A 22,297-nucleotide genomic window follows, 5' to 3' on the forward strand; every position below is an offset into this window, starting at 1 on the left:
CTGCAGTTCGCAGCCACCGTCGCGCAGGTCAACTGGCAACTCGCACCGAAGTCGCCGTGGGCGATCGGCCTGCGCTACGTCTTCGCCGACGTCGACCCGAAGCTGCGGGAGCAGCCTCAGCCTTCCGGTCTCGCCGACAGTGCCCGCGTGAAGATCTCCGCACCGACCGCCATCCTCGAATACGACACGCGCGACAACGTCTTCACGCCGACCCGCGGCGTCTACGCCGAAACGTCCTGGCTGGCCTCACGCGAGGCCTTGGGATCGACCGATGATTTCGAGCGATTCCAGCAGATCGTGATGGGCTGGCAGCCACTGGCGCATGGCGTCACGCTGGGGGCACGTGGAAGCTATGCCTGGTCGTCCGACGGCACCCCCTTCTTCCTGCGGCCGTTCGTCCAACTGCGTGGCGTCCCCGCGATGCGATACCAGGGCGACCAGGCCGCCTCCCTCGAAGTGGAAGCGCGCTGGCGATTCTTCGGCCGCTGGAGCGGTGTCGTCTTCGCCGGGGGCGGGACCACACGTACCACGGGCGACAATTTTTCCGCCACGCAGAACGTGGGCAGCGGCGGCTTCGGCTTTCGCTACGAGCTGGCACGCAAGTTCGGTCTGGACGTGGGCGTCGACGTGGCTCACAGCCCCGGAACGACGGCGGTCTATCTGGTGGTGGGCAATAGCTGGTTCCGGCCTTGAAGGCGAGCAGCGGTCGCCGAGTTGTCCTGGCCGATCAGTGTCGCTGCCCGGCACTGGCCTTGCGGGCATAGAACTCCGCGACTTCGGCAATTTCCTGCTCCGACATCGGTCGCGACATGTTGCGCATCTGGCCCAGGGAGTCGTTGCGTCGAGCACCTGTCTTGAAGGCCTTCAGCTGCTCGACCAGATAGTCTTTGGGCATTCCTTCGATCCACGGCGCGCCGAGCTTCTGGTCGACGCCGCCATGGCATGAGATGCACGGCGCGATGTTGCGCAGCGGGTCGCCCACGCGCACCAGCGCGGGCAGCGATTCGTCGTAGGTCGTGGGCGCCGTCCGGGCCTTTGGAAGGTAGGCGTAATAGGCCGCGAGGTCCTCGATGTCGCGCTGGGACATGTTGCGTGCCAGCGTCTCCATCAAGGTGTGCGAACGCCGGCCTGCCTTGTAATCGAGCAACTGCTTGATGACGACTTCGGGGTATTGGCCCGAGAGGTTGGGTGCGTTGGAGGTGCTCATGCCCTGCGCCCCGTGGCACATCGTGCAGTTCAGCGCGAGCGTCGCGCCTCGGCCCACTGCGGCGGTGTCGGTCGTGCGGACCATGCGCCGCTCGAGAACGACGTCCGTCGATGCCGGCCCGGCCTTAACATCCGATCCGCTGGACCAGTGGGCTGGAACGCCCGCCGCCCTGCAGATCGCGTCCCACAGGTTCTGCGCCGTGAAGTCCTTGTGGACCGACGGCAGCCAGACGAAGCCCACCAGCACGCACAGCACCGTGAACACGACGAGGGATACCACCGACCTGCGGAACCAGGCGTTGCGCCATGAGTAGCCAGCCGGGTCACGCATCACCGACTCCCGATGGGGATGACGGGCACCCACGCCTCCTTCAGCACGGCCAGCTGAAAGATCGGATACCCATAGTTGACGAGGGTCAGGCCAATCATCATGGCGACCCAGAGCGAGAAGCGGTTCAACAGCGCGGGTGTATGCGAAATTGCGTGCGTCGTGCGGCTGAAGCTGTAGGGTTGGACCGCGGCAGCCGTGCGCTTGTGCGCGGTGGCGAGGATGTAGACCAGCAGGATGCCGGAGGCCAGCAGCACGAACCCGCCAAGGGCCGAAACAGTCACGGTCCAGGCCTGCGGCTGGATGTCAGGGTGGGTGTAGTCGTAGTACGCCATCCGCCTCGGCATCCCCAGCAGGCCCACCAAGTGCCAGGGCATCGACAGCACCATCATCCCGACGAACCAGGTCCACACCTGCCACTTGATGAGCGTCGCGGACAGCGGCGCGCATCCGGTGAGCTGGGGCCACAGATCGTAGGCCACCATGAAGTACATCAGCACGATGGCGCCGGCAAAGATCAGGTGGAAGTGGCCTGTGACCCATTGGGTGTTGTGCACCGTCTCGTTGAGTTGGTAGCTCATGTTGATGATGCCGCCGGCTCCGCCGAAGCCCAGCATCACGAAGGAGAAGGTGACGGCCAGCATCCAGGGGTTGTCCCAGGGCAATGCCTTCACCCAGCCGAACAGGCCCTGGCCGCCGCGCAGGCGCCCGGCGATCTCCACCGATGCGACGATCGTGAAGACGGTCAGCAGAGTCGGCACGGACACCATTGCGGTCATCGCCGCATGAACGAACTTGAAGCCCGATCCCACCTGCGGATCGGCGAAGAGGTGATGGATCCCGATGGGCATCGAGAACACCAGGAAGAGCACGAACGCGACGCGCCCCATGGTGTCGCTGTACAGGCGCCCGCCGATGGCCCGAGGCACGATCGTGTAGAAGGCGATGTAGGCCGGCATCAGCCAGAAGTAGACGATGGCGTGCAGCGTCCAGGAGAAGAACACGCGCGCGAGACCGGCGTTGATGGTGTCCGTGAGCCCGAGCGAGGCAGGAAGGATCAGGACCAGCACCTCGAGCGCGGCTCCCAGGGACGTCCAGGCCCAGAGGTAGGCGCCGGCGACATTGCCGAACATCGCAAGCGGCACCGACGCGCCGCGCTGTTCCTTGCGCCAGGCATGCAGGTTGATGGACATGAGCGCAACCCATACCCACGACCCCACGACGACAAGCACCACGCCCAAGTAATAGAAGGGGCTGGCGATCATCGGCGGATAGAAGGTATAGAGCACCGACGCCTTGCCGAGTGCCATCGTCACTGCCGCCAACACGGTGCCGGCGATGACCAGCCAGAAGCCGGCCCAGGCCCATCGAACCCCGATGAGGGGCCGCTTGAGCGCAAGCTCCGAGATGGCGTAGCCGAAGCCCATCGCCACGAGCGTCGGCAACACATAGGCCATCACCGTGCCGTGGGCCGTGACGGAGCGGTAGTAGTGCTCCGGGTTGTTGACCCAGGTGGCAAGGGGGCTGCGGATGTACATCTGCCACGCACCCAGGGCAAGTGCGCCCAGGAACGCGACGAACGCGACCCCGAAGTGGGCGAGAACGAGTTTCCTAGCGTGAAACACAGTCCAGCCTTTCTCCCGCTTGCGCCTTGGCCAGGAACTCCTGGGGTGGCATCACCTTCACGCGCGCCCACATCGCCTCGTGGCCGGTGCCGCAGTATTCATGGCAGGGCATCAACTGCTCGCCAGTCCTGGAAAAGCGCGTCGTGAACGTGGCGACGAAGCCTGGAATGAGCATCGTGTTGGCATTCGTCCGGCCCACGATGAAACCGTGGATGGCGTCCGTGGCTGTCCCTCGGAAGGTCACGGGCATGTCCGCGGGAACGACGATGCACTGCGGGACGAAGGAGTATTGCTGCGCAACGAGGCGCACGGTGACCTTGCCGTCCGGTCCCAGCGCGGTGCCGAGATTGCTCTCGACGAACTCGCCCTTCAGGTGAACCGTATTCACATCGATGGTCTCCACGCGCGACGGAGGCATCGCCGCCCAATGCAGCCCCGTGACGATCATCATCGCCAGGAGGATCACGATGATGCCTGCGACGACGATGGTCCAGCGCTTCTCCGCCGCCAGGGCAATGGCTTCGGATGTGCTGTCTTCCGAGGACATCGCTGCCGTCACTGCACTGCTCCTCGCGGCAGGTAGGCGAAGATGTAGAAGATGAAATAGATGGCGACCACGATGGCGGTCGCCACGCCGGCGACAGCGAAGGTACCGGAAGGTCCCCGTCTCACGATCTCGTCGACGCGACGGTCTTCGTCGTCGAAGTGCGCGTCTTGCCTGCCCGTTGGTGTCATTTCCGCCTCCTCCTATTCGGGTATGAGCTTGCGCAGGTCATTGACTTGGGCGGGTGACACCGGCGTGCCACTGTTCTCCCAGGCGACGCGGATGTAGGTGACGACGGCGGCCGCCTCGTCGTCGTTGAGGATGTGATTGAAGGGAGGCATCCCGTACGGCCTCGGGTTCTTCCGGGTCCCGGGCGCGTAGCCGCCGTTGAGCACCATGCGGATCGAGTTGACGGGCGACGCCATGGTGATGGACTGGTTGCCGGCAAGCGGAGGCAGGCCCGGCGGATGGCCCTTGCCCTCTTCGCCGTGACACATCGCACATTGCTGAGCGTAGACCTTGCGGCCGAGTTCCATGACGTTCGGCGCCACCAGGCGCGCCTGGCTCGTGGGCGGTGGCTCGGAGTCGCGCTGCGGCAGTGCCTTCAGGTAGACCGCCATCGCCTCCACGTCCTCGTCGCTCAGGTACTGAAGGCTGTTGTAGGTGACCTCGGCCATCGGCCCGTAGACGGTCCCGCGGTGCGAGACGCCAGCCTGGAGCAGGTCCTTGATGTCCTGAAGGCTCCAGTTGCCCAGCCCGGCTTCCCGGTTCGACGTCAGCGATGGCGCGTACCAGTTCTGGTTCGGGATCATCCCTCCCTCGAACGCCTTCGATTCGCTCGAACCGCCCAGGGGATTCACGGCCGTGTGGCACATGGCGCAATGGCCCAGGCCCAGTACAAGGTAGGCTCCGCGGTTCCACTGGGCGGATTGCTTCGGATCGGGTTGGTACTCGCCCTCACTGAAATACAAGGCGCGCCAACCGACCAGGAGCTCCCGCTTGTTGTAGGGGAAGCGCAGCTCGTGCGGCCGGTTGGGCTGCTTCACCGGCGGCACCGACATCAGGTAGGCAAAGATGGCGTCCGAGTCCTCGCGCGTCACCTTGGTGTAGGAGGCGAAGGGCATCGCGGGGTACAGCAACGTACCGTCGCGGGACACGCCCTTGTGCATCATGCGATAGAACTCCTCGGGAGACCACGCGCCGATGCCCGTTTCCTCGTCGGGTGTGATGTTCGGAACATACAGGTTTCCGAACGGCGTCGGCATGGCGCGGCCGCCGGCGAACTCCTGGCCACCCGGGTGGGTATGGCACGCGACGCAGTCACCGGCCCGCGCGAGGTACTCGCCCTTGTTGATGACTTGCGTTGTGGCGTTGGGCGTCGTCGCCACCCCCTGGGTGGGGCGAAGCTCGCCAGGAAGCAAGTAGTACATCGCGGCAACGCCGATCACCCCGATCACCACGACTGCGCCTAGGAAGGTGATCCAGGGCCGACGCATGGCGACTACCGCTGGCTGCCACATGCCAGCGGCATGCGAACGAGGTTCGAGGACTCGGGTGAGGGGTCTCTGGGAGGATCTTGCTGCCCCAGCCAGGCAGCCACCGCGTTCACATCGATCTCGGTGAGCCGCATTGCAATCCTCTTCATGCAGTCGGGGTCGGCCGCATGCCGGTCGCCGACTCGCCAACGGGTGAGCTGCGCCGCGATGTAGCTGGGCCGAAGCCCCACCAGTCCGGGAATGCCCGGATTCATGCCAGTCAGTCCCGCGCCGTGGCAGCCAATGCACGCGGGGATGCCCTTCTGCGGATCCCCTGCCGTCGCCAGCGCCTTCCCTCGTGCCAGCGCGGCTGCATCGGCGCCGGCGTCTTCACGTGCGGCGAATGGTGGGCGTTGCTTGGCGAAATGGTCTGCGATCTCCTTGAGATAGGAATCCGGCAGATACGCGACGAGATAGTTCATCGGCGGGTAGCGCCGGGTGCCGTCGCGAAAGGCCACCAGCTGGTTGTAAAGGTAGCCGGCCGGCTTCCCCGCGATTCGCGGGAAGTAGCCGTTGCTGGTCCCTTGTCCGCTCTGGCCATGGCAGGTCACGCAGCCTTGAACTCTCGCTTCCATCGAGTCGAGGTCCTTGAATGCGGGCAGGGCGTCCTGCTGACCGTATCCAAGACTCGGCAACGCGACCGTGAAGCCGGCGAGGCATGCCTGCGCAAATCGACGTGAGTTGGTCACTTGGGGGGGGGTCGCCAGCGATCGTTCGTGGTGCACTCGCGCGCAAGCATGCCGTACTCGGGCGCGCGCGTCCATCGAATTGTTCCGACAGTTCGTCGATGTCTCCAGCTTGTCCCGGAGCACGGGGCCTAGCCCTTGTACAGCCAGGGCACGTCGAGCAGCCGCGCACCGAGCACACGCAGCGCGGCGTCGCGAGCGCGCCGCATCGTCCCGCTCGAATGAAAAATATCCTCGTCGCGCTTGGCTTGCGCCTGCACGCGGGCATTGCGCTGCCAGCGTGCGGCCGCATAGCGTGCGAAGGCATCCGGGATGCTGGCCGTGCCGCCATCTCGCACGCAATCGGCCAGCGCCACGGCGTCTTCGATCGCCATGGCGGCACCTTGCGCGAGGTGCGGCACCATCGGGTGGGCCGCGTCGCCCAGCAGCGCGATCCGCTCGTTCGCCATTTCATCGGCGCCCGCAAGCGGGGGGTGGCTGTTCACGGTCCAGGCGCGCCAGGCGGGCATCGCATCGATCAGCGGCCTGACCCCGTCGCAGCGGTTGCCAATGACGTGGATCAAGGCGGCTGCACTGCTGTCCTGGTCCCATTCGCTGGGGTCGGTCGCGGTCATCTCGGATTCGGCGATGACCACCAGACTGAGCCAGTCACCTGCGCGCACCGGGTAGTCGACGGCATGCAGTTGCTCCCCGAGCCAGACCTGCACGTCGGCGCTTCGCAGGCTGGCCGGCAGCGTGTCGCGCCGCACCAGGGCACGCCACGCAGTGTGGCCGGTGGAACGGGGTGGCAGCGTGCTGGCCACCACGCGCTCGCGCACGATGCTCCACAGGCCGTCCGCGCCAACCACGCCATCGCCCTCCCATTCGCGTGCACCGGATGCCTCCACCGAGACGGATTTGTCAAGCGTCACCACCTGGGAAATCCGTGCGTCGGGGGTCAGCGCGACGCGAGGCAGGGCGCGCGCTGCGGCGAGCACGACACCATGCAATTCAACGCGATGCACGCAAAGATAGGGAGCACCGTACTTGCGCAGGATCGAGTCTCCCAGCGGCATGCGCGCTAGCACGGCATCATCGGCGGCGCTACGGATCACCAGCGCTTCAGGACGCGCCGCGACACCGGCAAGGGCGTCTTCGAGACCCAGCGAATGCAGTCGGCGGGTGACGCACGTGATCAGGGGGCGCCTGAACAAGCAGATCGCTTCGGACTTGCTGATCGCGGAGCAGACCGTCAAGCAGCATCGCGGCCGGGTCATGGAAAAGATGGGTGTGCGTTCCGTCGCCGAACTCGTGCAGGCCTGCGAGGCCGCAGGGCTTCTTACGAATCAGCCGGCGTCGGCGGGGTCGCTCCATGCGAACATCGTCAACCCCCAGTCCAAAGGGCCTGCCAAACCGTAGTGGTCATACAGCAAGCGCGTGCACGGCGGTCGCGGATCTGACCATGGGTGACCGCTCCCTTTTTGCTCACAACGGGCGCAGCGCACGGCTTCAAGGGCCGTGCGAACTGACCATCGACGCCAGGCGACCTTCCTCGCGATGGTGCGTTCTGAGAACCGCTGCCCTCTCACGAACAGTGTCCTGCCTGTTTCACGCGCATCGCGTTGCGGGCCAAGCCTGGAATCGCTCCCGGCGCTTCTTCATGACCTTGTCCACCGCCTTGCCCACGGGCTGCGTGGACCAGTTCGCAATTGAGGGGCCTGCGCGCGACAGACCAACGAAACGATCCGACCGCACAAGACGCGCTTGATTGGAAAGTGGTCGTGGGCATTTGCCCGGCTCACGTCGCGGCTCCATCCACACGCGGACGGTCCCTCAACCTGAGGGTTTCGGATCGTGGCGGCGCAAGCGCGACGAACCTCCAGGCGATTGGGCGTTGCCTCGCATAGCTCCACGTGGCCAAGCAGACTCCGAGCTTGCGCTGGTGAACTTGTACATCGGCGGAGGCCATGACACCACCCTCTCCTCATGTCTGGACGAACTCCGCCCAATGGTGATGGCAGTGCGGCGGCCTCCAGGTCGGCGAGATCGTGTGCTGCCGGAGCTGTTCCTACCCAGCTTGCGCTGCGATCCGACAGCACGCCTCCTTCAGCGCTCTAGTCTGAACTCCCAATTTCAGAAAGGAGTTCGGTATGAAATCGAGAGACGATGACAGACGGGGCGGCCGAGACTGGCGAGACGATCGGGCCTGGGATGGCTACGGGCGAGGGCAGGGCCAGCAGGAAGCCTTTCAGGGACGCAGCACCCAGATGGCGGGCTCGGAGTACGGAAGCCGACAACCGGAGTGGCGGCAGGATGAAGACCGGGGCTACCGCGAACTCGAGCGCGATCGCTCGGATCTTTCCCGCGACGAGAGCACCTTGCGCCAAGGCGACAACTATGAAAGAGGCTATTGGGCCAACGATTTCAATCGCGGCGATGCGAGGCCTGCGAATTACGGACGTGCCATCCATCGTCGTGACAGTTGGCGCACGCACGGCGAGGGCTTTTCCGGGTCCGGTGGATCCGGCGCATACGGCGTTCGCAGCGAGCAAGGCCGCGGATTGCCGGGCCCGGGCTTCCTGAGCGATGACGACGACCAGCAGGACTGGAACATGCCGACGGGTCCTCGCACGTGGGGTAGCGGGGTGGGTCGCGGCGTGCAGGGTCGCGGGATGAGAGAGAGCCGTCACTCGGATCCGGACTATCAACAATGGCGCAACGAACAGCTCGAGCGGTTCGACGACGATTTCGAAGCGTTCCGGCGCGAGCGTTACGGCAAGTTTGCGGAGGAGTTCAACACGTGGCGCAGCAGTCGTGCCAACAACAAGTCATCCCCCGAAGGGGCCGGCGCGAAACCGTCCAGCGGATCGGGCAGCGGAGGGACTTCCGGCGGCTCGTCGTCACCAGCGGACGCGAGCCGCGCCGCGGGCGGGTCATCCTCGAAGCAGCAAGGCTAGCGACGGCGTTCGGGCGTGGGCGAAGCGGGCGCCGCTGCCCGCGGCCGACTAAAAGCGCCCGGTGCCGCCCACAGCGTCGGTCAAAGGTGTCGGTCAACGCCGCCGGTTCGCCGCAAGGCAGCCTGCGGCAAGACCCACCGCGAAGGCGCCAAACGTCAGGGCCAGCGCCGGTCTGGACAACCGATGCTCGAAACCCGGCCGGAGTCGCTCCGGCGTGACGGTGTAGTCGACCACGGAAGCGAACGCAGCGGCGGCCGTCGCGCCCGTCAGGGCAGCCGGCAGCGATTGGGCACGGGCACGATTGCCGTACACCCGCGCGTACAGGATTGCCCAGAAGATCGCGGCGATATGGTGGGTCGCGTAACCCACGAGCGTATGTCGAAAACTGGCGCGATCGGCCTGCAGCGACTCCGCTCCCCACAGCCAGTGGCTCGTCGCGTTGGTGGGCGCGACGGCGCTGCCGGCTTCGCGGCGCCCCGCGAGCATCAACGCGACCGTGGACAGCATGCTGGCCGCCGAACCGGCGATGAGGCCCGAGCGCACCGCGGCGTTCCATACCGAATCCTCAGTGCGCCCGGGCGCTGGGACAGGGGCCGGCTCTGCCGAGCGGGGTGTGGCCCTGCTCACGGTGACCGACACCGGGTCACTGGCGGGGAATGTCTCCTCGACCCCGTGGTCCAGAGCAGTCTCTGTCCGCGTGTCCGAATGCGAGATCCTTGAAGCGGCGTCTGTGGGCGGGTCGTGCTTCTGGGCCGTGGGGAACGCAAAAGGTCCCACCGAGCTTTCTGTCATGGTCGACCTCCTTTCGGAGCCTCCAGCATGCGCAGTCGCAGACCTGTGTCAGTGAGCCGGGATGCCTTTCTTCGTCGGATTTTTTCAACGGTTGGCTGCGGGAACTCGAGCCCCTGAACTCGCGTCCTGCGAACTGGAAACGATGGCTCATCGGTCGAGGCCTTGGGGTTTGCCCTTCCCCTCGTTCGATCCCCTCTTGAACGTCTGCGAGGCGTTCCCATTTTTCCTCTCACGCTGTTGGTCAATCGCAAAGGAGGACCCTGAAATGGCCATGGACATGCTTCGACGGCTGGCCAGCGCGCCGCTGCCTGCCAACTTTCACGATCCGGCGGACATCGGTCAGACCCGTGTCTTGCGCGAACGGCCGGGTGATCGCAGTGACGCCGGTGCCGTTGGACTCGATTCACTCGTCGGACATCGTGGACGCGCGCAGGTGCTCTCGATCACGGAGGAGGGACGCGAAGCGCTCGAGACGCCTCTACTGCCCGGCGACCGCTCGGGCCAACGGGGGCGCACAACTGCCTGGTCGCTATGCCGGCTCAACGCACTCGGCGCGTCACGGCACGCACCCTGACGGGGGCGGACATGCCAGACAACGCGCCCACGCCCATCGTCTACCGCGGGGTGTCGATCTCGATCCGGGTCGATCGCGCCGGCGATCGAGTCTTCGGCCACGCCGATTTGTTCGCGGACGACGAGTTCAAGGCCCGGCTCGCCCTCGGCAGCGCACGAGGTTGCCCTGAAGACATCCGCGACCCGCTGCGATGCCTTGCCAAATCGAAGGTCGACGTCTGGGCGGTGGCCGGGTCAGACACGATGCAGTGATGCCGGAAGCCCCGCGCGTCTGGGTGCGACGGTGATGCGGCCGCATCGTGTGCAGTGCCATCGTCTGCGGACCGATCCATGGGGCCACGCGTACGCGAACGGCGCCAGGCGTCTCCCGCATTGCCAGGAAGACCGCGGGGCGCTCGGTACCTACTCAACAGGATTCGCATCTGGGGGAACTCACATGTCGCGCAACCCTGCACTTCATGAGTTTGAATACGATGGTTGGCAGGTAGTGGTGGAACTCAGAGGCGCCGCGCCCGATGGCGTCACGTCGGGCCACGCCGATCTGATGTGGAGGACTCAACATCGGTGCCGCATTGCCCTGGCGGGACCGTTCCGGGACGACGCGAGCGCCCTCGAGGCACTGGAAGTCAAGGCTCGCGCGTTCATCGATGCATGGGATGGCCACAGCGCAAGCGACGCGACGGATCTTGATGCCTAGGAAATCGCGCTGGGCGGTGGCGTCGCGCTCGCCTTGGTGTCAATGGGATGTCAACGGAAATCGCGGCTCGAGACGCGCAAGGCCCCCAGCATGGCGGTGTGATTCCAGAGGCAACTCGCCACGAGCGAGTTCACTCCCTTCTCGCTCTGCCAGGTACCCTGCACCGTGAGCAAGCGGGACTGGCGCAGCGCCGAGCGCTGCGCCTCCGCGAGTTGCGGCCAGACGATGATGTTCACCGTCCCGGTCTCATCCTCCAGGGTCGCAAAGATCACGCCCTTGGAGGTGCTCGGCCGCTGCCGGTGCGTGACGATGCCGCTAGCCATGACCCGCTCGCGGTCGCGGCCTCGCGTGCGCAGGTCCTCTGCGGTCCGAACCCCCAGGTCGCACAGACGAGCTCGGAGCAACGCGAGCGGGTGCCGTCGCAGGCTGAGGCCCATCGAGGCATAGTCGTCCGCAATCTCCGCGCCTTCGCTGGGCTCGGCGAACGCAAACGGTTCCTCGGTCGTGCGCGCCTTGCGCAGCATCTCGGTCGGCCGGGTGTCGACACCCGCGGCCTCCCACACGGCATCGGGCCGCCGGCCCGACAAGGTCAGCAGCGCGTCGGCACCCGACAGGCATTTCAGGTCGTGGGCGTCGAGCGCGGCGCGCTTCACCAGATCCTCGACGCTTGCGAAGGGCCCGCGCCTCCTTGCGGCGACGATCCGTTCCGCAGCCTGCTCGCGCATCCCGACGATGCGCGACAGCCCCAGACGCACCGCACGCCGTGGCGTGGCATAGCTCGCATCCCAGCGGAGCAGGGCGTCGCTTCGGCCTCTTCCTCGAGCGTGCTCGCCCAATCGCTGACCGTGACGTCCACCGGTCGTACGACCACGCCATGGTCGCGCATCGCGCACGAGCTGCGCGGGTGCGTAAAAGCCCATCGGCTGGCTGTTGAGCAAGGCGGCCAGGAAGGCATCGGGATGGTGCCGCTTGAGGTAGCAGGACACGTAGACCAGCAGTGCGAAGCTCGCGGCGTGGCTCTCGGGAAAGCCATAGGAGCTGAAGCCCTCGACCTGCTTCGCCATCTGGCCCGCGAACTCGGCCGTGTAGCCCTTTTGCAGCATGCGCTCCACGAGGCGGCGCTGATGTACCTCGAGTCCGCCGCGCTTGCGCCAGGCGCCCATCGCGCGGCGCAGCTGGTCAGCTTCGCCGGCCGTGAAGTCGGCCGCGAGCATGGCGATCTGCATCACCTGCTCCTGGAAGATCGGCACCCCCAGGGTGCGCTCGGTCGCCTGCTTGATCTCCTCGCTCGGGTAGGTCACGGCTTCCTCACCCGCGCGCCGGCGCAGGTACGGATGCACCATGCCGCCCTGGATCGGCCCGGGCCGCACGATCGCCACCTGGATCACGAGGTCGTAGAAGCAGCGCGGGCGCATGCGCGGCAGCATCGTCATCTGCGCGCGGCTCTCGATCTGGAAGACGCCGACCGTGTCCGCCTTGCAGATCATGTCGTAGGTCGCCGAATCCTCGGCCGGCACCTCCTGCATGCCGAAGGGCACGCTCAGCTTCATCGCCACCAGGTCGAGCGCGCGATGGATGGCCGTGAGCATGCCGAGCGCGAGCACGTCGACCTTGATCAGCCCCAGCGCATCGAGGTCGTTCTTGTCCCACTGCACGACGCTGCGGTTCTCCATCGAGGCGTTCTCGACCGGCACGAGGCGGCTGAGCTTGTCGCGCGCGATCACGAAGCCGCCCGGATGCTGGCTCAGGTGGCGCGGGAAGTCGCGGATTTCATTGGCCAGGTGCAGCCACTGCTTCACCCGGCGGTCGGTGGGGTCGAGCTCGTTCTCGAGCAGACAGGCCTCGCTCACCCACTGCAGCTCATTGCCGTAGGCGGTCTTCGCGAGCCGGTCGACCACCTCCAGCGCAAAGCCCAGCGCCTTGCCGACATCGCGGATCGCGGACTTGCTGCGGTAGGCAATGACGACGCCCGTCAGCGCCGCGCGGTCGCGCCCGTACTTGCGGTAGATGTACTGCACCACCTCCTCGCGGCGCTGGTGCTCGAAGTCGATGTCGATGTCGGGCGGCTCCTTGCGCTCGACGCTGATGAAGCGCTCGAACAGCACGTTCATGCGCTCCGGGTCGACCTCGGTCACGTAGAGGCAATAGCAGATCGCCGAGTTGGCCGCGGAGCCCCGGCCCTGGCACAGGATGCCGCGATCGCGCGCCCAGCGCACGATGTCCTCGACCGTCAGGAAGTAGGCCTCGTACTCGAGCTGGCGGATGATGGAGAGCTCATGCTCGATCTGGACGCGCACCTTGTCGGGCAGGGCGGAAGGGAAGCGCTTCCGTGCGCCGGCATAGGCGAGCTTGCGCAGGTACGAGGGTGGCGTCTCGCCCGCCGGCACCAGCTCCTCCGGGTACTCGTAGCGCAGCTCCTCGAGGCTGAAGGTGCAACGGCGCGCGACCTCGAGGGTCTCGCGCATCCACGCGTCCGGAAAAGCCTGGCGCAGGGATGCGCGTCCGCGCAGATAGGCCTCGCCGTTGGGCTGGAAGTCGAAGCCGCACTGGTTGACCGGCCGGCCCACGCGCACGGCCGTGACCACGTCCTGCAGGGGCTTGCGAAGCCGCGTGTGCATCACCGGGCTGGCCGTGGCGACGATGCGCAGCTGCATGAGCTCGGCCACCTGCTCGATGATCCAGCAGCGCAGCTCGTCGTCGAGGCCCATCGGTCTCGGCTCCAGCAGCCAGGCGCGGCCGTCGAACCAGGTCTTGAGCCACATCGCCTTGGCGAACAAGGTCTTGACCGTCTCGTCGGGATCGGGCAGCAGCAGCGCGATGCAGCCCGGGAGGCCCGCGAGGTGCGGTGCCTTGGCGGTCTTGCCCTCGAAGTCCGCGACCTGTGCGAGGTAGCGGCCCTTCTCGGCACGGCGGCGCGCCAAGGTGATCGCCTCGCTGAGGTTGCCGTAGCCGCGGCGGTCTTGGGCCAGGAAGACGATGCGCGCGTGCGGATGACCGCCCACGGTGGTCAGCAGGATCTCGCTGCCGACGATGAAGTGGATGCCGCATTCCCGGGCCGCAAGATGCGCGCGCACGACGCCTGAGACCGAACACTCGTCGGTGAGGGCAACCGCGGTGTAGAGCTTGGCCGCGGCGCGCTCGACGAGTTCCTCGGGCTCGGAGGCGCCGACCAGGAAGGTGTAGTTGGAGCGGCAGTACAGTTCCGCGACGGGTGGGGGAGCATTAGGCATACTGTATAAAGATACAGTATCCAGACTGCTGGCCTGCGGCAAGAATGCCTACCGGCAACGCCCGAGCCGATAGCGCCCGCCATGACCCCCACCGCCCCGATCACGGATGCAAACCCCACCGTTGAGGAGATGGAAGCGCGCGTGGCGCGCTTCCGCGCGCTTGCCGCGACAAACGACTATGCCGACGCGGGCATCCCTGGGTGCGAGCGGACGACGTGGCGAGTGATTGGCACGCCGCCGGCGGCGCCGCTGGAGGCGGAGGGCTTTCACCTCAACATCGTTTGCTGCGAGCCGGGAAAGTCGGCGCCGCTGCACAACCACCTGACGCAGGAAGTGTTCGTCGCGCTCTCGGGGCGCTGGGAGATCTTCTGGGGACCAACGGGCGAGCGCCACGTGGTGCTCGAGGCGTGGGACACCATCGCCATCCCCGCTGGCGTCTCCCGGGGCTTCAAGAACATCGCCGCCGAGCCGGCCTATCTGATCGGCATCGCGAGCGGCCGCGATCCGGGAAACATCAACTGGCCGGCCCAGGTACGTGCTGCCGCCGAGGCCGCCGGAGTTCGTTTGCCCTAGCCACTCGCGTCGCCGCCCTCTGCCCCAGCGCGCCCACGCGTCGGACTCCAGCACAATGCGCGGATGTGCAGCCACTACCAGGCCGAGAAGCGTCGCAGGCAAATCGAGAAACACTTCGGCATCCGGCTGCCGCTCGACTGGGAGCCGCCGCCCGGCGGCCTGCACATCTATCCGACACAGATGGCGCCGTTCATTCGCCGGCCACCCGAGCGCGAGTCAGGCGACGAGACGGTGCCGGAGTTCGAACTCGTGGAAGGGCACTTCGGGCTGTTGCCGGGCTTCGCGAAGGATGTCCGGTACGGCGTCAACACGTACAACGCGCGCACCGAGACCGTCCGCGAACTCGCCAGCTTCAAGAACGCCTGGGCCAAGCCGCGGCACTGCATCGTGCCGTGCGAAGCGATCTACGAGCCCGACTGGCGCAGCGGCCAGTTCGTGCCCACACGATTCACTGCCGCGAACGACGAGACGCTCGGCGTGGCCGGCCTCTGGTCGCCCTGGAAGAATCCGGACACTGCCGAGTGGGAACTGAGCTTCGCGATGCTCACGATCAACGCCAATGCCCATCCGCTCTTCGGCCTCATGCACCGGCCGGACCTCAAGCGCCCGCCGCACATGCAGGACAAGCGCATGGTCGTGATCCTGCCGCAGGCGCATTACGGCGAGTGGCTCGACGCGCCGCCCGAGCGCTCGTTGGAGTTCATGAGGCCGTTCCCGGCCGAGCGGCTGGCCATGGTGGCCGAGCCCTTGCCGGCCAACGAGCCCAAGATGAAACCCACTCGGGTCACAAAGGCACCGCCGGAACAGCCTTCGCTTTTTTGATCGCTCCAGTCGGCAAATCGGGCTTCACCCGCTCGATCTCCGCTTCCAGCCACGATGACAGGCACACGGTCGCGCTGCGCCGGCGTCCGGACGGTGCGGCCTCGTTGTGTCCCCGTGGCCTCTGCTCGCTCACGTCTCTGGCGGTCGCTTGCGGGTCGAGCGGTACAACCGCATCAGAGGCGCCGCCGAGGCGCCATGCAGCAGCACCGACACAGCCACCGTCACGAGAACCACGCTCGCGGTGGCATCCAGTTCGGATCCGGCAGCGCCGTGCGCCGACGCATAGGCCAGGTAGTAGATCGAACCGACGCCACGAATGCCGAACCAAGCGCCCAAACGGCGCTGGCTCGGCGTCCAACGACTACTCCTTCGCGTGGTCAGATAGACGGCGACAGGCCGGGCGATGGCCAACAGAAGCGCTGCGAGCAGCAAGTTGCGCCAAGTGAACATGGACATGCGCATCAGGCAGCCGATCATCAGCATGGCGCCCAGTTCGACGAACTTCTCCAGTTCCTTCGCAAATCCAAGCACGTCGCGCGTCATGGCCTGGGCCGTTTCCGCCTGGGCCTTCAGCCCGGGCTCGAGCGTAGGTGCCTCGGCTCGGCGACCCTTGTCGACTGCGTCCTCCGCCTTGGCAACCGTGGTCCTTTCGACGTGGCGCATGCTGAGGCCGGCGACGAAGACCGCAAGGAATCCGTAGACGGAGGCATGAAGGGCGATGCCGTAGGTGAGCGCAATGAGGCCGAGCGCGAGAAAGCTCTCCATGCCCAAGGCCTGCTGCTTCTGCGTCTGCAGAAAGAGAGTCAGGCGGGTGAATGCTGCGCCGCAGGTCCATCCGAGGGCCAATCCCCCTGCGACGGCCCACACGACATCCATGGCGAGCCAACGCCACCCGCCCACGCCAAGCGTGTGAGCACCCAGAAGGCCGAGTGCCAGCAGCACCAGCGCAAATGCAGCGCCGTCGTTGAGACCGCCTTCGGCGGTCAGTGCGAATCGCAGTTCGTCACCGTCGTTCTCGTGGCGCACCTGCACATCCGATGCAAGCACCGGGTCGGTGGGCGCAAGGATGGCCGCAAGCAGCAGCGCGCCCGGGAGGCTCCAGTGCAGGGCCAGCCCGGCGGCGGTCATGAATGCCACCGTCAGAATCATCCCAACCGTGGCGAGCAGAACGGGCAGTGTCCAGCTGGACAGTTGCGTGCGGATCTGCAGGCGCAGTCCCACCGCGAACAACGACAGTAGCACGGCGACCTCGCTCACGTGCTCGATCAGCGTGTCGTCCGGTGTGAGATCGAGACGCAAGAGGGCGAGCCCGCCCGGCCCGACGGCGAATCCGATCACCAGATAGAGCGCCGCGGCACTGACCGGCAGCGTCTTCAGCAAGGTCCCGGACAGCGCCATCAGGATGAGCAGCGCACCGATGAGCAGATCCCATGTGGCGGGCGCCATAGGCTCAAGGTCGTCCGCGGATGGAGGTCATGCGATAGCGTGTGCGGGCGAACCTTGGGTCGCCGTCGGCGATGCGACCGGTGGCCTGTAGGTGACGACGTCGCCTTCGCTCAGGCCTGACGGCGACCACACAAACTTGCAACCTGTCGGACGAAGCGCGCCTTGCACTCTCGCCGACAGCAGGTGAGCGACAGGTTCATGGCAGGATCTTTTCGGTTGATGGCGCGTTCACAAGCCGGGCGAGGTAGCGCCCCGTGACACTTCTCGCTGAGGCCGCCACCTGCGCAGGGGCTCCGGCCACCACGATGCGGCCGCCTTCGTTCCCTGCGCCCGGTCCGACGTCGATGACCCAATCGCATTGCGCCACGACGCGCATGTCGTGTTCAACCACGACCACCGTGTTGCCCGCATCGACCAAGCCTTGGACTTGCGCCATGAGCTTGTCGACATCGGCGGGGTGCAGTCCGGTGGTGGGTTCGTCGAGCACATAGAGTGCGCTGCCGCGCTGTGCACGCTGCAGTTCCGTCGCGAGCTTGATGCGTTGGGCCTCGCCACCTGAAAGCTCCGTGGCAGGCTGACCCAAGCGCAGGTAGCCGAGGCCGATGGCCTGCAAGAGCACCAGCGGCCGCTCCACCGCGGGCTCGTCGACGAAGAAGCCGACGGCCTCGTCGACTGTCATGCGGAGGACCTCGGCGACGTTCTTTCCCCGCCAGCTGATCGCAAGCGTCTTCTCGTTGTAGCGCGCGCCGTGGCAAGTCGGGCAGGGCGCATAGACGCTGGGCATGAACAGCAACTCCACGCTCACGAAGCCCTCGCCCTCGCAGGTCTCGCACCGCCCTTTGGCCACATTGAACGAGAACCGGCCTGCATCGAAGCGACGCGCCTTGGCGGAGGGGGTCGCGGCGAACAGCTTGCGCACGTGATCGAACAGCCCGGTATAGGTCGCAAGGTTCGACCGTGGTGTGCGGCCGATCGGCTTCTGGTCGACGTGCACCAGCCGGCGCAGCGACTCCGCGCCGCTGACGATGTGGCCCGTGACCCGGTCCTTCGCGGTCGATTCAAGATCGACTTCGTCGTCGTCCCGCGGCGCATCGTGACCCAGGTTCGCCGAGACGAGTTCCGTCAGCGCCCGTGTCACCAAGCTCGACTTGCCGGAACCTGAAACACCAGTGACGGCCGTGAGTACGCCGAGCGGAAACTTGACGTCGAGTTGGTTCAAGTTGTTGCAGCTGACGTGTGCGAGCGCGAGCCAGCCATCGGGCTTGCGCAACTCGCGGAGTCGCAGGGGTTGCGTGTCGAACAGGTAGCGCGCGGTGTGCGAGGCCTTGATCGTGTGCAGGCCTTCGGGTGGGCCGCTGAAGAGCACCTGGCCCCCTCTTTCGCCGGCATCGGGGCCGACATCGATGAGCCAGTCGGCACGGCGCATGATGTCCAGGTCGTGCTCCACGACGAAGAGCGAGTTGCCGGCTCGCTTGAGACGCTCGAGCGCGGTCAGCAGGGCTTCGCTGTCCGCAGGGTGCAGGCCGGCGGAGGGCTCGTCAAGCACGTAGACCACGCCGAACAGGTTCGAGCGGATCTGCGTGGCCAGCCGCATGCGCTGGAGCTCACCGGGCGACAGCGTTGGCGTGACGCGATCGAGCGACAGGTAGCCCAGGCCGAGGTCGAGCAGCGTCTTGACGCGCTGGAGCACGTCATGGGCGATGCGCTGGGCCGCAATGCGCTTTTCCTCGGAGAGAGCCGGCGTACGGCGCACATCGGGGGCGGCAAGATGGGCCGAGCCGCCGGCTGCCACGCGTTTTGCCGTGGCGCGCTTCGCCGCAGCACGACTGAGCACCTTCGCATCGGCCGCTTCGGAAAACGAGCCACTTGCCGCGGGCTCCAGCACGCGCGCGAGTTCCGCGAGCGACAGACGTGACAGCGTGCCGATGTCATGGCCCGCGAAGGTCACGGACAACGCCTCGCGCTTCAGCCGCCGCCCATTGCAGGTGGGGCAAACCGTCGGCTCCATGAAACGCGCGACGCGCTTCTTCATCAGGTCACTCTGGGTGGTGGCAAAGGTGTGGAGTACGTACTTCCGCGCGCCGGTGAAGGTGCCCTGGTAGCTTGGCTCCATCTTGCTGCGCAACGCGGCCCTGGTTTCGGCAGGCGTGAACCCCGCGTAGACGGGCACGGTCGGTTGCTCCTCGGTGAAGAGGATCCAGTTGCGTGTCTTCTTCGGCAGGTCACGCCACGGCGTGTCGATGTCGTGACCCAGCGTCACGAGGATGTCGCGCAGGTTTTGTCCGTGCCACGCGGGTGGCCATGCCGCGATCGCACGTTCGCGGATGGTCAGCGAGTCGTCCGGCACCATCGAGCGTTCCGTCACTTCGTAGGTCCGCCCCAGTCCGTGGCACGTGGGACAAGCCCCCTGCACGGTGTTGGGCGAGAAGTCTTCTGCATACAACATCGGCTGGCGCGGAGGATAGGTGCCGGCGCGCGAATAGAGCATGCGCAGCGAACTGGAGATCGTCGTCACGCTCCCGACGGACGAGCGGGCGCTGGGCGTGCCGCGTTGCTGCTGCAAGGCCACGGCGGGCGGCAGGCCGGTGATCGAGTCGAACTCCGGCACACCGGCCTGGTCGATCAAGCGGCGTGCGTAGGGCGCGACTGATTCGAGGTAGCGCCTTTGCGCTTCTGCGTAGAGCGTGCCGAAGGCGAGCGAGGATTTTCCCGAACCCGATACGCCGCTGAATACGACCAACGCATCTCGCGGCAAGTCGACGTCCACGCTTTTCAGGTTGTGTTCGCGTGCACCACGCACACGCACGTAGGCGTCGGGTCGTGAGTCCACATCGCTGATCTGGGGCATGTTCATGGTGCGCGACCTGTCTGGCAGCCTGCTGTCCTCGGGCCGTGCATCCTTGCATCGCTGCGGATCCTGCCTTGTCAGTCGCGACCGCAATCGCACCGTCGCACAACTCCAGGGAGAAGGGCGCTGTGCATGGGGCGTTGCCAACACGGCGCGCCGGAAGCCGAGGACCTCTCGTTGCAGGCCGCTTCGAATGAGCGCTGCTTGCACATACAAAGCCGCCTTGACCTGTCGAGGGCCGATTCCTTGCCGGTGTTCGGAGGCTGATGCCTGGGGTTGCGCCGCACGAGGTCCGAGCCGGAACCAACGCCGCAAGAGGTGGCCTGGTCCATGACGATGATCCGGGCCCGCTGGCATTCATTGCCGACTCAACAGTCGAACTTGCTCCGCGCAAGACACTGCAGTGCCATCAAATGAGAAGGGCAATCAGTTAGGGTGAAACAGGCGCAACGGATCGTATTCGAGTTGAAGTTTATACAACAGAAAAGCAATCGGGCACCCGTCGATGGCCTACAGCCCCGATTGACCCTGAGAATTGAAGCGATGAACAAACTGGTGCCTCGCGCTCTGCTTGCCTTGTCCCTGGGCCTGATCCTCTCCTGCGGCGGAGGGGGCGGCGGCGCGGGCGGTGGAACTGGTGGCGCGGCATTCGTCGGTCCCAGCGACCCGGTCGTCGCCCAGGGTCCGGACGCGACCTCACCGATCGAATTCGGCTTCAAGGGGATCGACAGCTTGGGCGGCGGCTCGGGCGACGCAACGGCTGCCTCGAACGGCGGTGCTGCTTCCACCAGCACGGCTTCGGTCGGGGACGGTTCGGGTGTGGGATCTGGCGGCACCGGCGCCACCGCGTCAGGGGGCGACAACTCTGGCGTGGGTTCGGGCGGCACCGGTGCCACGGCATCGGCAGGCGACAGCGGCGATGCGGGCGTTGGCGGTGTGGGTGGTGTGGGCAGCATCATCATCAACGGTGTGCGCTATGACACCAGCACTGCGATCCTGAAGCTCAGGGATGCGCCGTCCTTGCAGCTCGGGATGACGGTCAAGGTGAACGGGCCGACGAATCCGGACTTCACCGAAGGCGTGGCGACTCAAGTGGAGTCGGCCGTGGATCTGCGTGGCGTCATCGCCGCCAGTGACGTCGCGGCCGGCAGCTTCGTGATCCTCGGTACCAACGTCATCACGGACGTCAGCACGGTGTTGGGCAACCTTTCCGGGCCGTCCGCGCTCACGCCGGGTGTGGCTGTGAGGGTCTGGGGCCTGCCGGCAAGCCCAGGCGTGCTGCGTGCGACACGCGTGGAGCAACATTCCCTCGAAACCCCCATCCTTTCCGGCACGGTGCAAAACGTGGCGCCCGGCCGATTCACGATCGGTGGACTGACCATTGACACGACAGCAGCGGCCGTTGATGCGGCTGTCCTCGCAGGTGTCAATGTGCGAGTTCGCGCAGACGCGCAGCCTTCGTCTGGGGTGCTAAAGGCCAAGTCGGTTGAGCTGTGGTACCCGTTGTCGCTCACCAACGGTGCGCGACGTCAACTCGGCGGCGTAGTCACCGGATACGTGGGGACCACTTTCTTCCGCGTCCTCGGCGTCCCGGTGGACGCTTCGTCGGCGAAGGTGTCGGGTGGGCCGTTGACCTCGCTGGCCAATGGTGTGGAGGTCGACGTTGCCGGCACCGTTTCCAACGGCATCCTGCTGGCTGCCAAGATCAAGGTGAAAAAGGCACCGGGGAGCGGCGGCAACAGCGACGCCTTCCAGGCGATCGGCCCCATCGGAGCCTTCAAGTCGTCTTCGGATTTCAAGGTGAAGGGACAGTCCGTGAACGCAAGTCACGCACAGTTCGTCAACGGGACCGAAGCGAACTTGCGCAACGGGACGAAGGTCACGATCACGGGCGATCGCATCGTCAACGATGTCTTGATGGCGACGAGCGTCGTCTTCGATTGATGAGGCATCGCGATTCGGTACCGGCCCCGACGGGCGAGGGCACTCGGACGCATGCGAGTCGTCGCGCACGGGCGGCAACGCGACTCGCCGGCGAGTAGCCTTTTCGGCGAACTGCTTGCCGTGCCTGCAGCGGGCCGGGGTCGTCTGCCATGGTTGCCTCTCCGAGCGAGGGCCCGCGCAGCATCTTCATCCTCCGAGACAGGGTCTCGAGTTGCTCAATTCATTGGGGACGATGGCTCATGAGGCAGATCAGCCCGACGAAGCGCCGCTTCGTCGTCCCCGGTTCGACGGTGGACGTTGCGAAGCAGGATTCTGGTCATGCTTTCTTTCCCGATGATTTGGAGGATCCCGCGGGCGCGGCGAGGTGCTCGGCCCGGGCGTCTTCGTAGTAGGTGTAGATACCGACCCGGATGCGCCCCGAAGCCGTCTTGTCCGCGCCCTCATAGGCGCGTCTCATCTCGCGCGCCAGCTCGTCATGAAGACCGCCCCAGCGTTCGCGCGCGAGCTGGTGA

19 protein-coding genes and 2 pseudogenes are annotated in these 22,297 nt (G+C 66.1%); 9 read left to right on the forward strand and 12 right to left on the reverse strand.

Annotation, left to right across the window (positions count from 1 at the left end; translation table 11 throughout):
- Window positions 1-693, forward strand: a pseudogene (locus QTH97_RS35470) (BamA/TamA family outer membrane protein); the annotation flags it as partial.
- 34 nt (window positions 694-727) lie between these two features.
- Here QTH97_RS35470 and QTH97_RS35475 read toward each other — a convergent pair.
- From QTH97_RS35475 to QTH97_RS35505, 7 genes are all read right to left on the reverse strand, one after another.
- Entirely contained in the window at window positions 728-1,537 is an 810-nt protein-coding gene (locus QTH97_RS35475) for a c-type cytochrome (RefSeq protein ID WP_286573372.1), read from the reverse strand.
- Window positions 1,537-3,159, reverse strand: coding sequence for a cbb3-type cytochrome c oxidase subunit I (locus QTH97_RS35480; RefSeq protein ID WP_286573373.1), 1,623 nt, complete (start codon window positions 3,157-3,159; stop codon window positions 1,537-1,539). Before QTH97_RS35480 ends, QTH97_RS35475 begins: the two co-directional genes overlap by 1 nt.
- A complete protein-coding gene (locus QTH97_RS35485) occupies window positions 3,146-3,706 on the reverse strand; it encodes a cupredoxin domain-containing protein (RefSeq protein WP_286573397.1) in 561 nt (186 codons plus the stop codon). Before QTH97_RS35485 ends, QTH97_RS35480 begins: the two co-directional genes overlap by 14 nt.
- 8 nt (window positions 3,707-3,714) lie before the next feature.
- Window positions 3,715-3,894 (reverse strand): hypothetical protein, encoded by a 180-nt coding sequence (locus tag QTH97_RS35490; protein ID WP_286573375.1) that lies wholly within the window; start codon window positions 3,892-3,894, stop codon window positions 3,715-3,717.
- A gap of 12 nt (window positions 3,895-3,906) precedes the next feature.
- A complete protein-coding gene (locus QTH97_RS35495) occupies window positions 3,907-5,133 on the reverse strand; it encodes a c-type cytochrome (RefSeq protein WP_444813516.1) in 1,227 nt (408 codons plus the stop codon).
- Window positions 5,134-5,204: 71 nt separating this feature from the next.
- Window positions 5,205-5,873, reverse strand: a complete 669-nt coding sequence (locus QTH97_RS35500) for a c-type cytochrome (protein ID WP_506555394.1) — start codon at window positions 5,871-5,873, stop codon at window positions 5,205-5,207.
- A gap of 182 nt (window positions 5,874-6,055) precedes the next feature.
- The gene (locus QTH97_RS35505; protein ID WP_286573378.1) at window positions 6,056-7,117 is read right to left on the reverse strand and encodes an FAD-dependent monooxygenase; all 1,062 of its coding nucleotides are present in this window, start codon (window positions 7,115-7,117) and stop codon (window positions 6,056-6,058) included.
- Window positions 7,118-7,133: 16 nt separating this feature from the next.
- On the opposite strand from QTH97_RS35505, the gene QTH97_RS35510 reads away from it, so the two are divergent.
- Window positions 7,134-7,322: a LuxR C-terminal-related transcriptional regulator gene (locus QTH97_RS35510; protein ID WP_286573379.1), complete on the forward strand. Its 189-nt coding sequence runs from the start codon at window positions 7,134-7,136 to the stop codon at window positions 7,320-7,322.
- A gap of 848 nt (window positions 7,323-8,170) precedes the next feature.
- Window positions 8,171-8,860: a hypothetical protein gene (locus QTH97_RS35515; protein ID WP_286573381.1), complete on the forward strand. Its 690-nt coding sequence runs from the start codon at window positions 8,171-8,173 to the stop codon at window positions 8,858-8,860.
- A gap of 93 nt (window positions 8,861-8,953) precedes the next feature.
- On the opposite strand, the gene QTH97_RS35520 is transcribed toward QTH97_RS35515, so the two are convergent.
- The gene (locus QTH97_RS35520) at window positions 8,954-9,367 is read right to left on the reverse strand and encodes a hypothetical protein (RefSeq protein WP_286573383.1); all 414 of its coding nucleotides are present in this window, start codon (window positions 9,365-9,367) and stop codon (window positions 8,954-8,956) included.
- Window positions 9,368-9,923: 556 nt separating this feature from the next.
- Between QTH97_RS35520 and QTH97_RS35525 the strand changes: the two genes are divergently transcribed.
- From QTH97_RS35525 to QTH97_RS35535, 3 genes are all read left to right on the forward strand, one after another.
- Window positions 9,924-10,226, forward strand: coding sequence for a hypothetical protein (locus QTH97_RS35525; RefSeq protein WP_286573384.1), 303 nt, complete (start codon window positions 9,924-9,926; stop codon window positions 10,224-10,226).
- 11 nt (window positions 10,227-10,237) lie between these two features.
- On the forward strand, window positions 10,238-10,477 hold the full coding sequence (locus tag QTH97_RS35530) for a hypothetical protein (RefSeq protein WP_286573385.1): 240 nt from the start codon (window positions 10,238-10,240) through the stop codon (window positions 10,475-10,477).
- Between the two features lie 184 nt (window positions 10,478-10,661).
- The gene (locus tag QTH97_RS35535; protein ID WP_286573386.1) at window positions 10,662-10,922 is read left to right on the forward strand and encodes a hypothetical protein; all 261 of its coding nucleotides are present in this window, start codon (window positions 10,662-10,664) and stop codon (window positions 10,920-10,922) included.
- 50 nt (window positions 10,923-10,972) lie between these two features.
- On the opposite strand, the gene QTH97_RS35540 is transcribed toward QTH97_RS35535, so the two are convergent.
- Window positions 10,973-14,152 (reverse strand): error-prone DNA polymerase, encoded by a 3,180-nt coding sequence (locus QTH97_RS35540; RefSeq protein ID WP_286573387.1) that lies wholly within the window; start codon window positions 14,150-14,152, stop codon window positions 10,973-10,975.
- A gap of 81 nt (window positions 14,153-14,233) precedes the next feature.
- On the opposite strand from QTH97_RS35540, the gene QTH97_RS35545 reads away from it, so the two are divergent.
- Both QTH97_RS35545 and QTH97_RS35550 read left to right on the forward strand, forming a co-directional pair.
- On the forward strand, window positions 14,234-14,725 hold the full coding sequence (locus QTH97_RS35545) for a cupin domain-containing protein (protein WP_286573388.1): 492 nt from the start codon (window positions 14,234-14,236) through the stop codon (window positions 14,723-14,725).
- Window positions 14,726-14,788: 63 nt separating this feature from the next.
- The gene (locus QTH97_RS35550) at window positions 14,789-15,547 is read left to right on the forward strand and encodes an SOS response-associated peptidase (RefSeq protein ID WP_286573390.1); all 759 of its coding nucleotides are present in this window, start codon (window positions 14,789-14,791) and stop codon (window positions 15,545-15,547) included.
- Between the two features lie 129 nt (window positions 15,548-15,676).
- On the opposite strand, the gene QTH97_RS35555 is transcribed toward QTH97_RS35550, so the two are convergent.
- Window positions 15,677-16,993 (reverse strand): cation:proton antiporter domain-containing protein, encoded by a 1,317-nt coding sequence (locus tag QTH97_RS35555; protein WP_286573393.1) that lies wholly within the window; start codon window positions 16,991-16,993, stop codon window positions 15,677-15,679.
- 196 nt (window positions 16,994-17,189) lie between these two features.
- Window positions 17,190-19,847, reverse strand: coding sequence for an excinuclease ABC subunit UvrA (locus QTH97_RS35560; protein WP_286573394.1), 2,658 nt, complete (start codon window positions 19,845-19,847; stop codon window positions 17,190-17,192).
- A gap of 429 nt (window positions 19,848-20,276) precedes the next feature.
- Here QTH97_RS35560 and QTH97_RS35565 point away from each other — a divergent pair, with 429 nt between their 5' ends.
- Window positions 20,277-21,785, forward strand: coding sequence for a DUF5666 domain-containing protein (locus tag QTH97_RS35565; RefSeq protein ID WP_286573396.1), 1,509 nt, complete (start codon window positions 20,277-20,279; stop codon window positions 21,783-21,785).
- A 316-nt stretch (window positions 21,786-22,101) separates the two neighbouring features.
- Here QTH97_RS35565 and QTH97_RS35570 read toward each other — a convergent pair.
- Window positions 22,102-22,297, reverse strand: a pseudogene (locus QTH97_RS35570) (DUF6502 family protein); the annotation flags it as partial.

It is taken from the genome of Variovorax gracilis, from assembly GCF_030317115.1.
Classification (GTDB): Bacteria; Pseudomonadota; Gammaproteobacteria; order Burkholderiales; family Burkholderiaceae_C; genus Variovorax; species Variovorax gracilis.

Excerpts from the sequence above, each read along its gene's own strand:
- QTH97_RS35475 (WP_286573372.1), bottom strand. The coding sequence starts at position 1,537 with ATGCGTGACCCGGCTGGCTACTCATGGCGCAACGCCTGGTTCCGCAGG.
- QTH97_RS35485 (WP_286573397.1), bottom strand. The coding sequence starts at position 3,706 with ATGTCCTCGGAAGACAGCACATCCGAAGCCATTGCCCTGGCGGCGGAG.
- QTH97_RS35490 (WP_286573375.1), bottom strand. The coding sequence starts at position 3,894 with ATGACACCAACGGGCAGGCAAGACGCGCACTTCGACGACGAAGACCGT.
- QTH97_RS35495 (WP_444813516.1), bottom strand. The coding sequence starts at position 5,133 with ATGTACTACTTGCTTCCTGGCGAGCTTCGCCCCACCCAGGGGGTGGCG.
- QTH97_RS35515 (WP_286573381.1), top strand. The coding sequence starts at position 8,171 with ATGGCGGGCTCGGAGTACGGAAGCCGACAACCGGAGTGGCGGCAGGAT.
- QTH97_RS35520 (WP_286573383.1), bottom strand. The coding sequence starts at position 9,367 with ATGCTGTCCACGGTCGCGTTGATGCTCGCGGGGCGCCGCGAAGCCGGC.
- QTH97_RS35525 (WP_286573384.1), top strand. The coding sequence starts at position 9,924 with ATGGACATGCTTCGACGGCTGGCCAGCGCGCCGCTGCCTGCCAACTTT.
- QTH97_RS35530 (WP_286573385.1), top strand. The coding sequence starts at position 10,238 with ATGCCAGACAACGCGCCCACGCCCATCGTCTACCGCGGGGTGTCGATC.
- QTH97_RS35535 (WP_286573386.1), top strand. The coding sequence starts at position 10,662 with ATGTCGCGCAACCCTGCACTTCATGAGTTTGAATACGATGGTTGGCAG.
- QTH97_RS35540 (WP_286573387.1), bottom strand. The coding sequence starts at position 14,152 with ATGCCTAATGCTCCCCCACCCGTCGCGGAACTGTACTGCCGCTCCAAC.
- QTH97_RS35545 (WP_286573388.1), top strand. The coding sequence starts at position 14,234 with ATGACCCCCACCGCCCCGATCACGGATGCAAACCCCACCGTTGAGGAG.
- QTH97_RS35550 (WP_286573390.1), top strand. The coding sequence starts at position 14,789 with ATGTGCAGCCACTACCAGGCCGAGAAGCGTCGCAGGCAAATCGAGAAA.
- QTH97_RS35555 (WP_286573393.1), bottom strand. The coding sequence starts at position 16,993 with ATGGCGCCCGCCACATGGGATCTGCTCATCGGTGCGCTGCTCATCCTG.
- QTH97_RS35560 (WP_286573394.1), bottom strand. The coding sequence starts at position 19,847 with ATGAACATGCCCCAGATCAGCGATGTGGACTCACGACCCGACGCCTAC.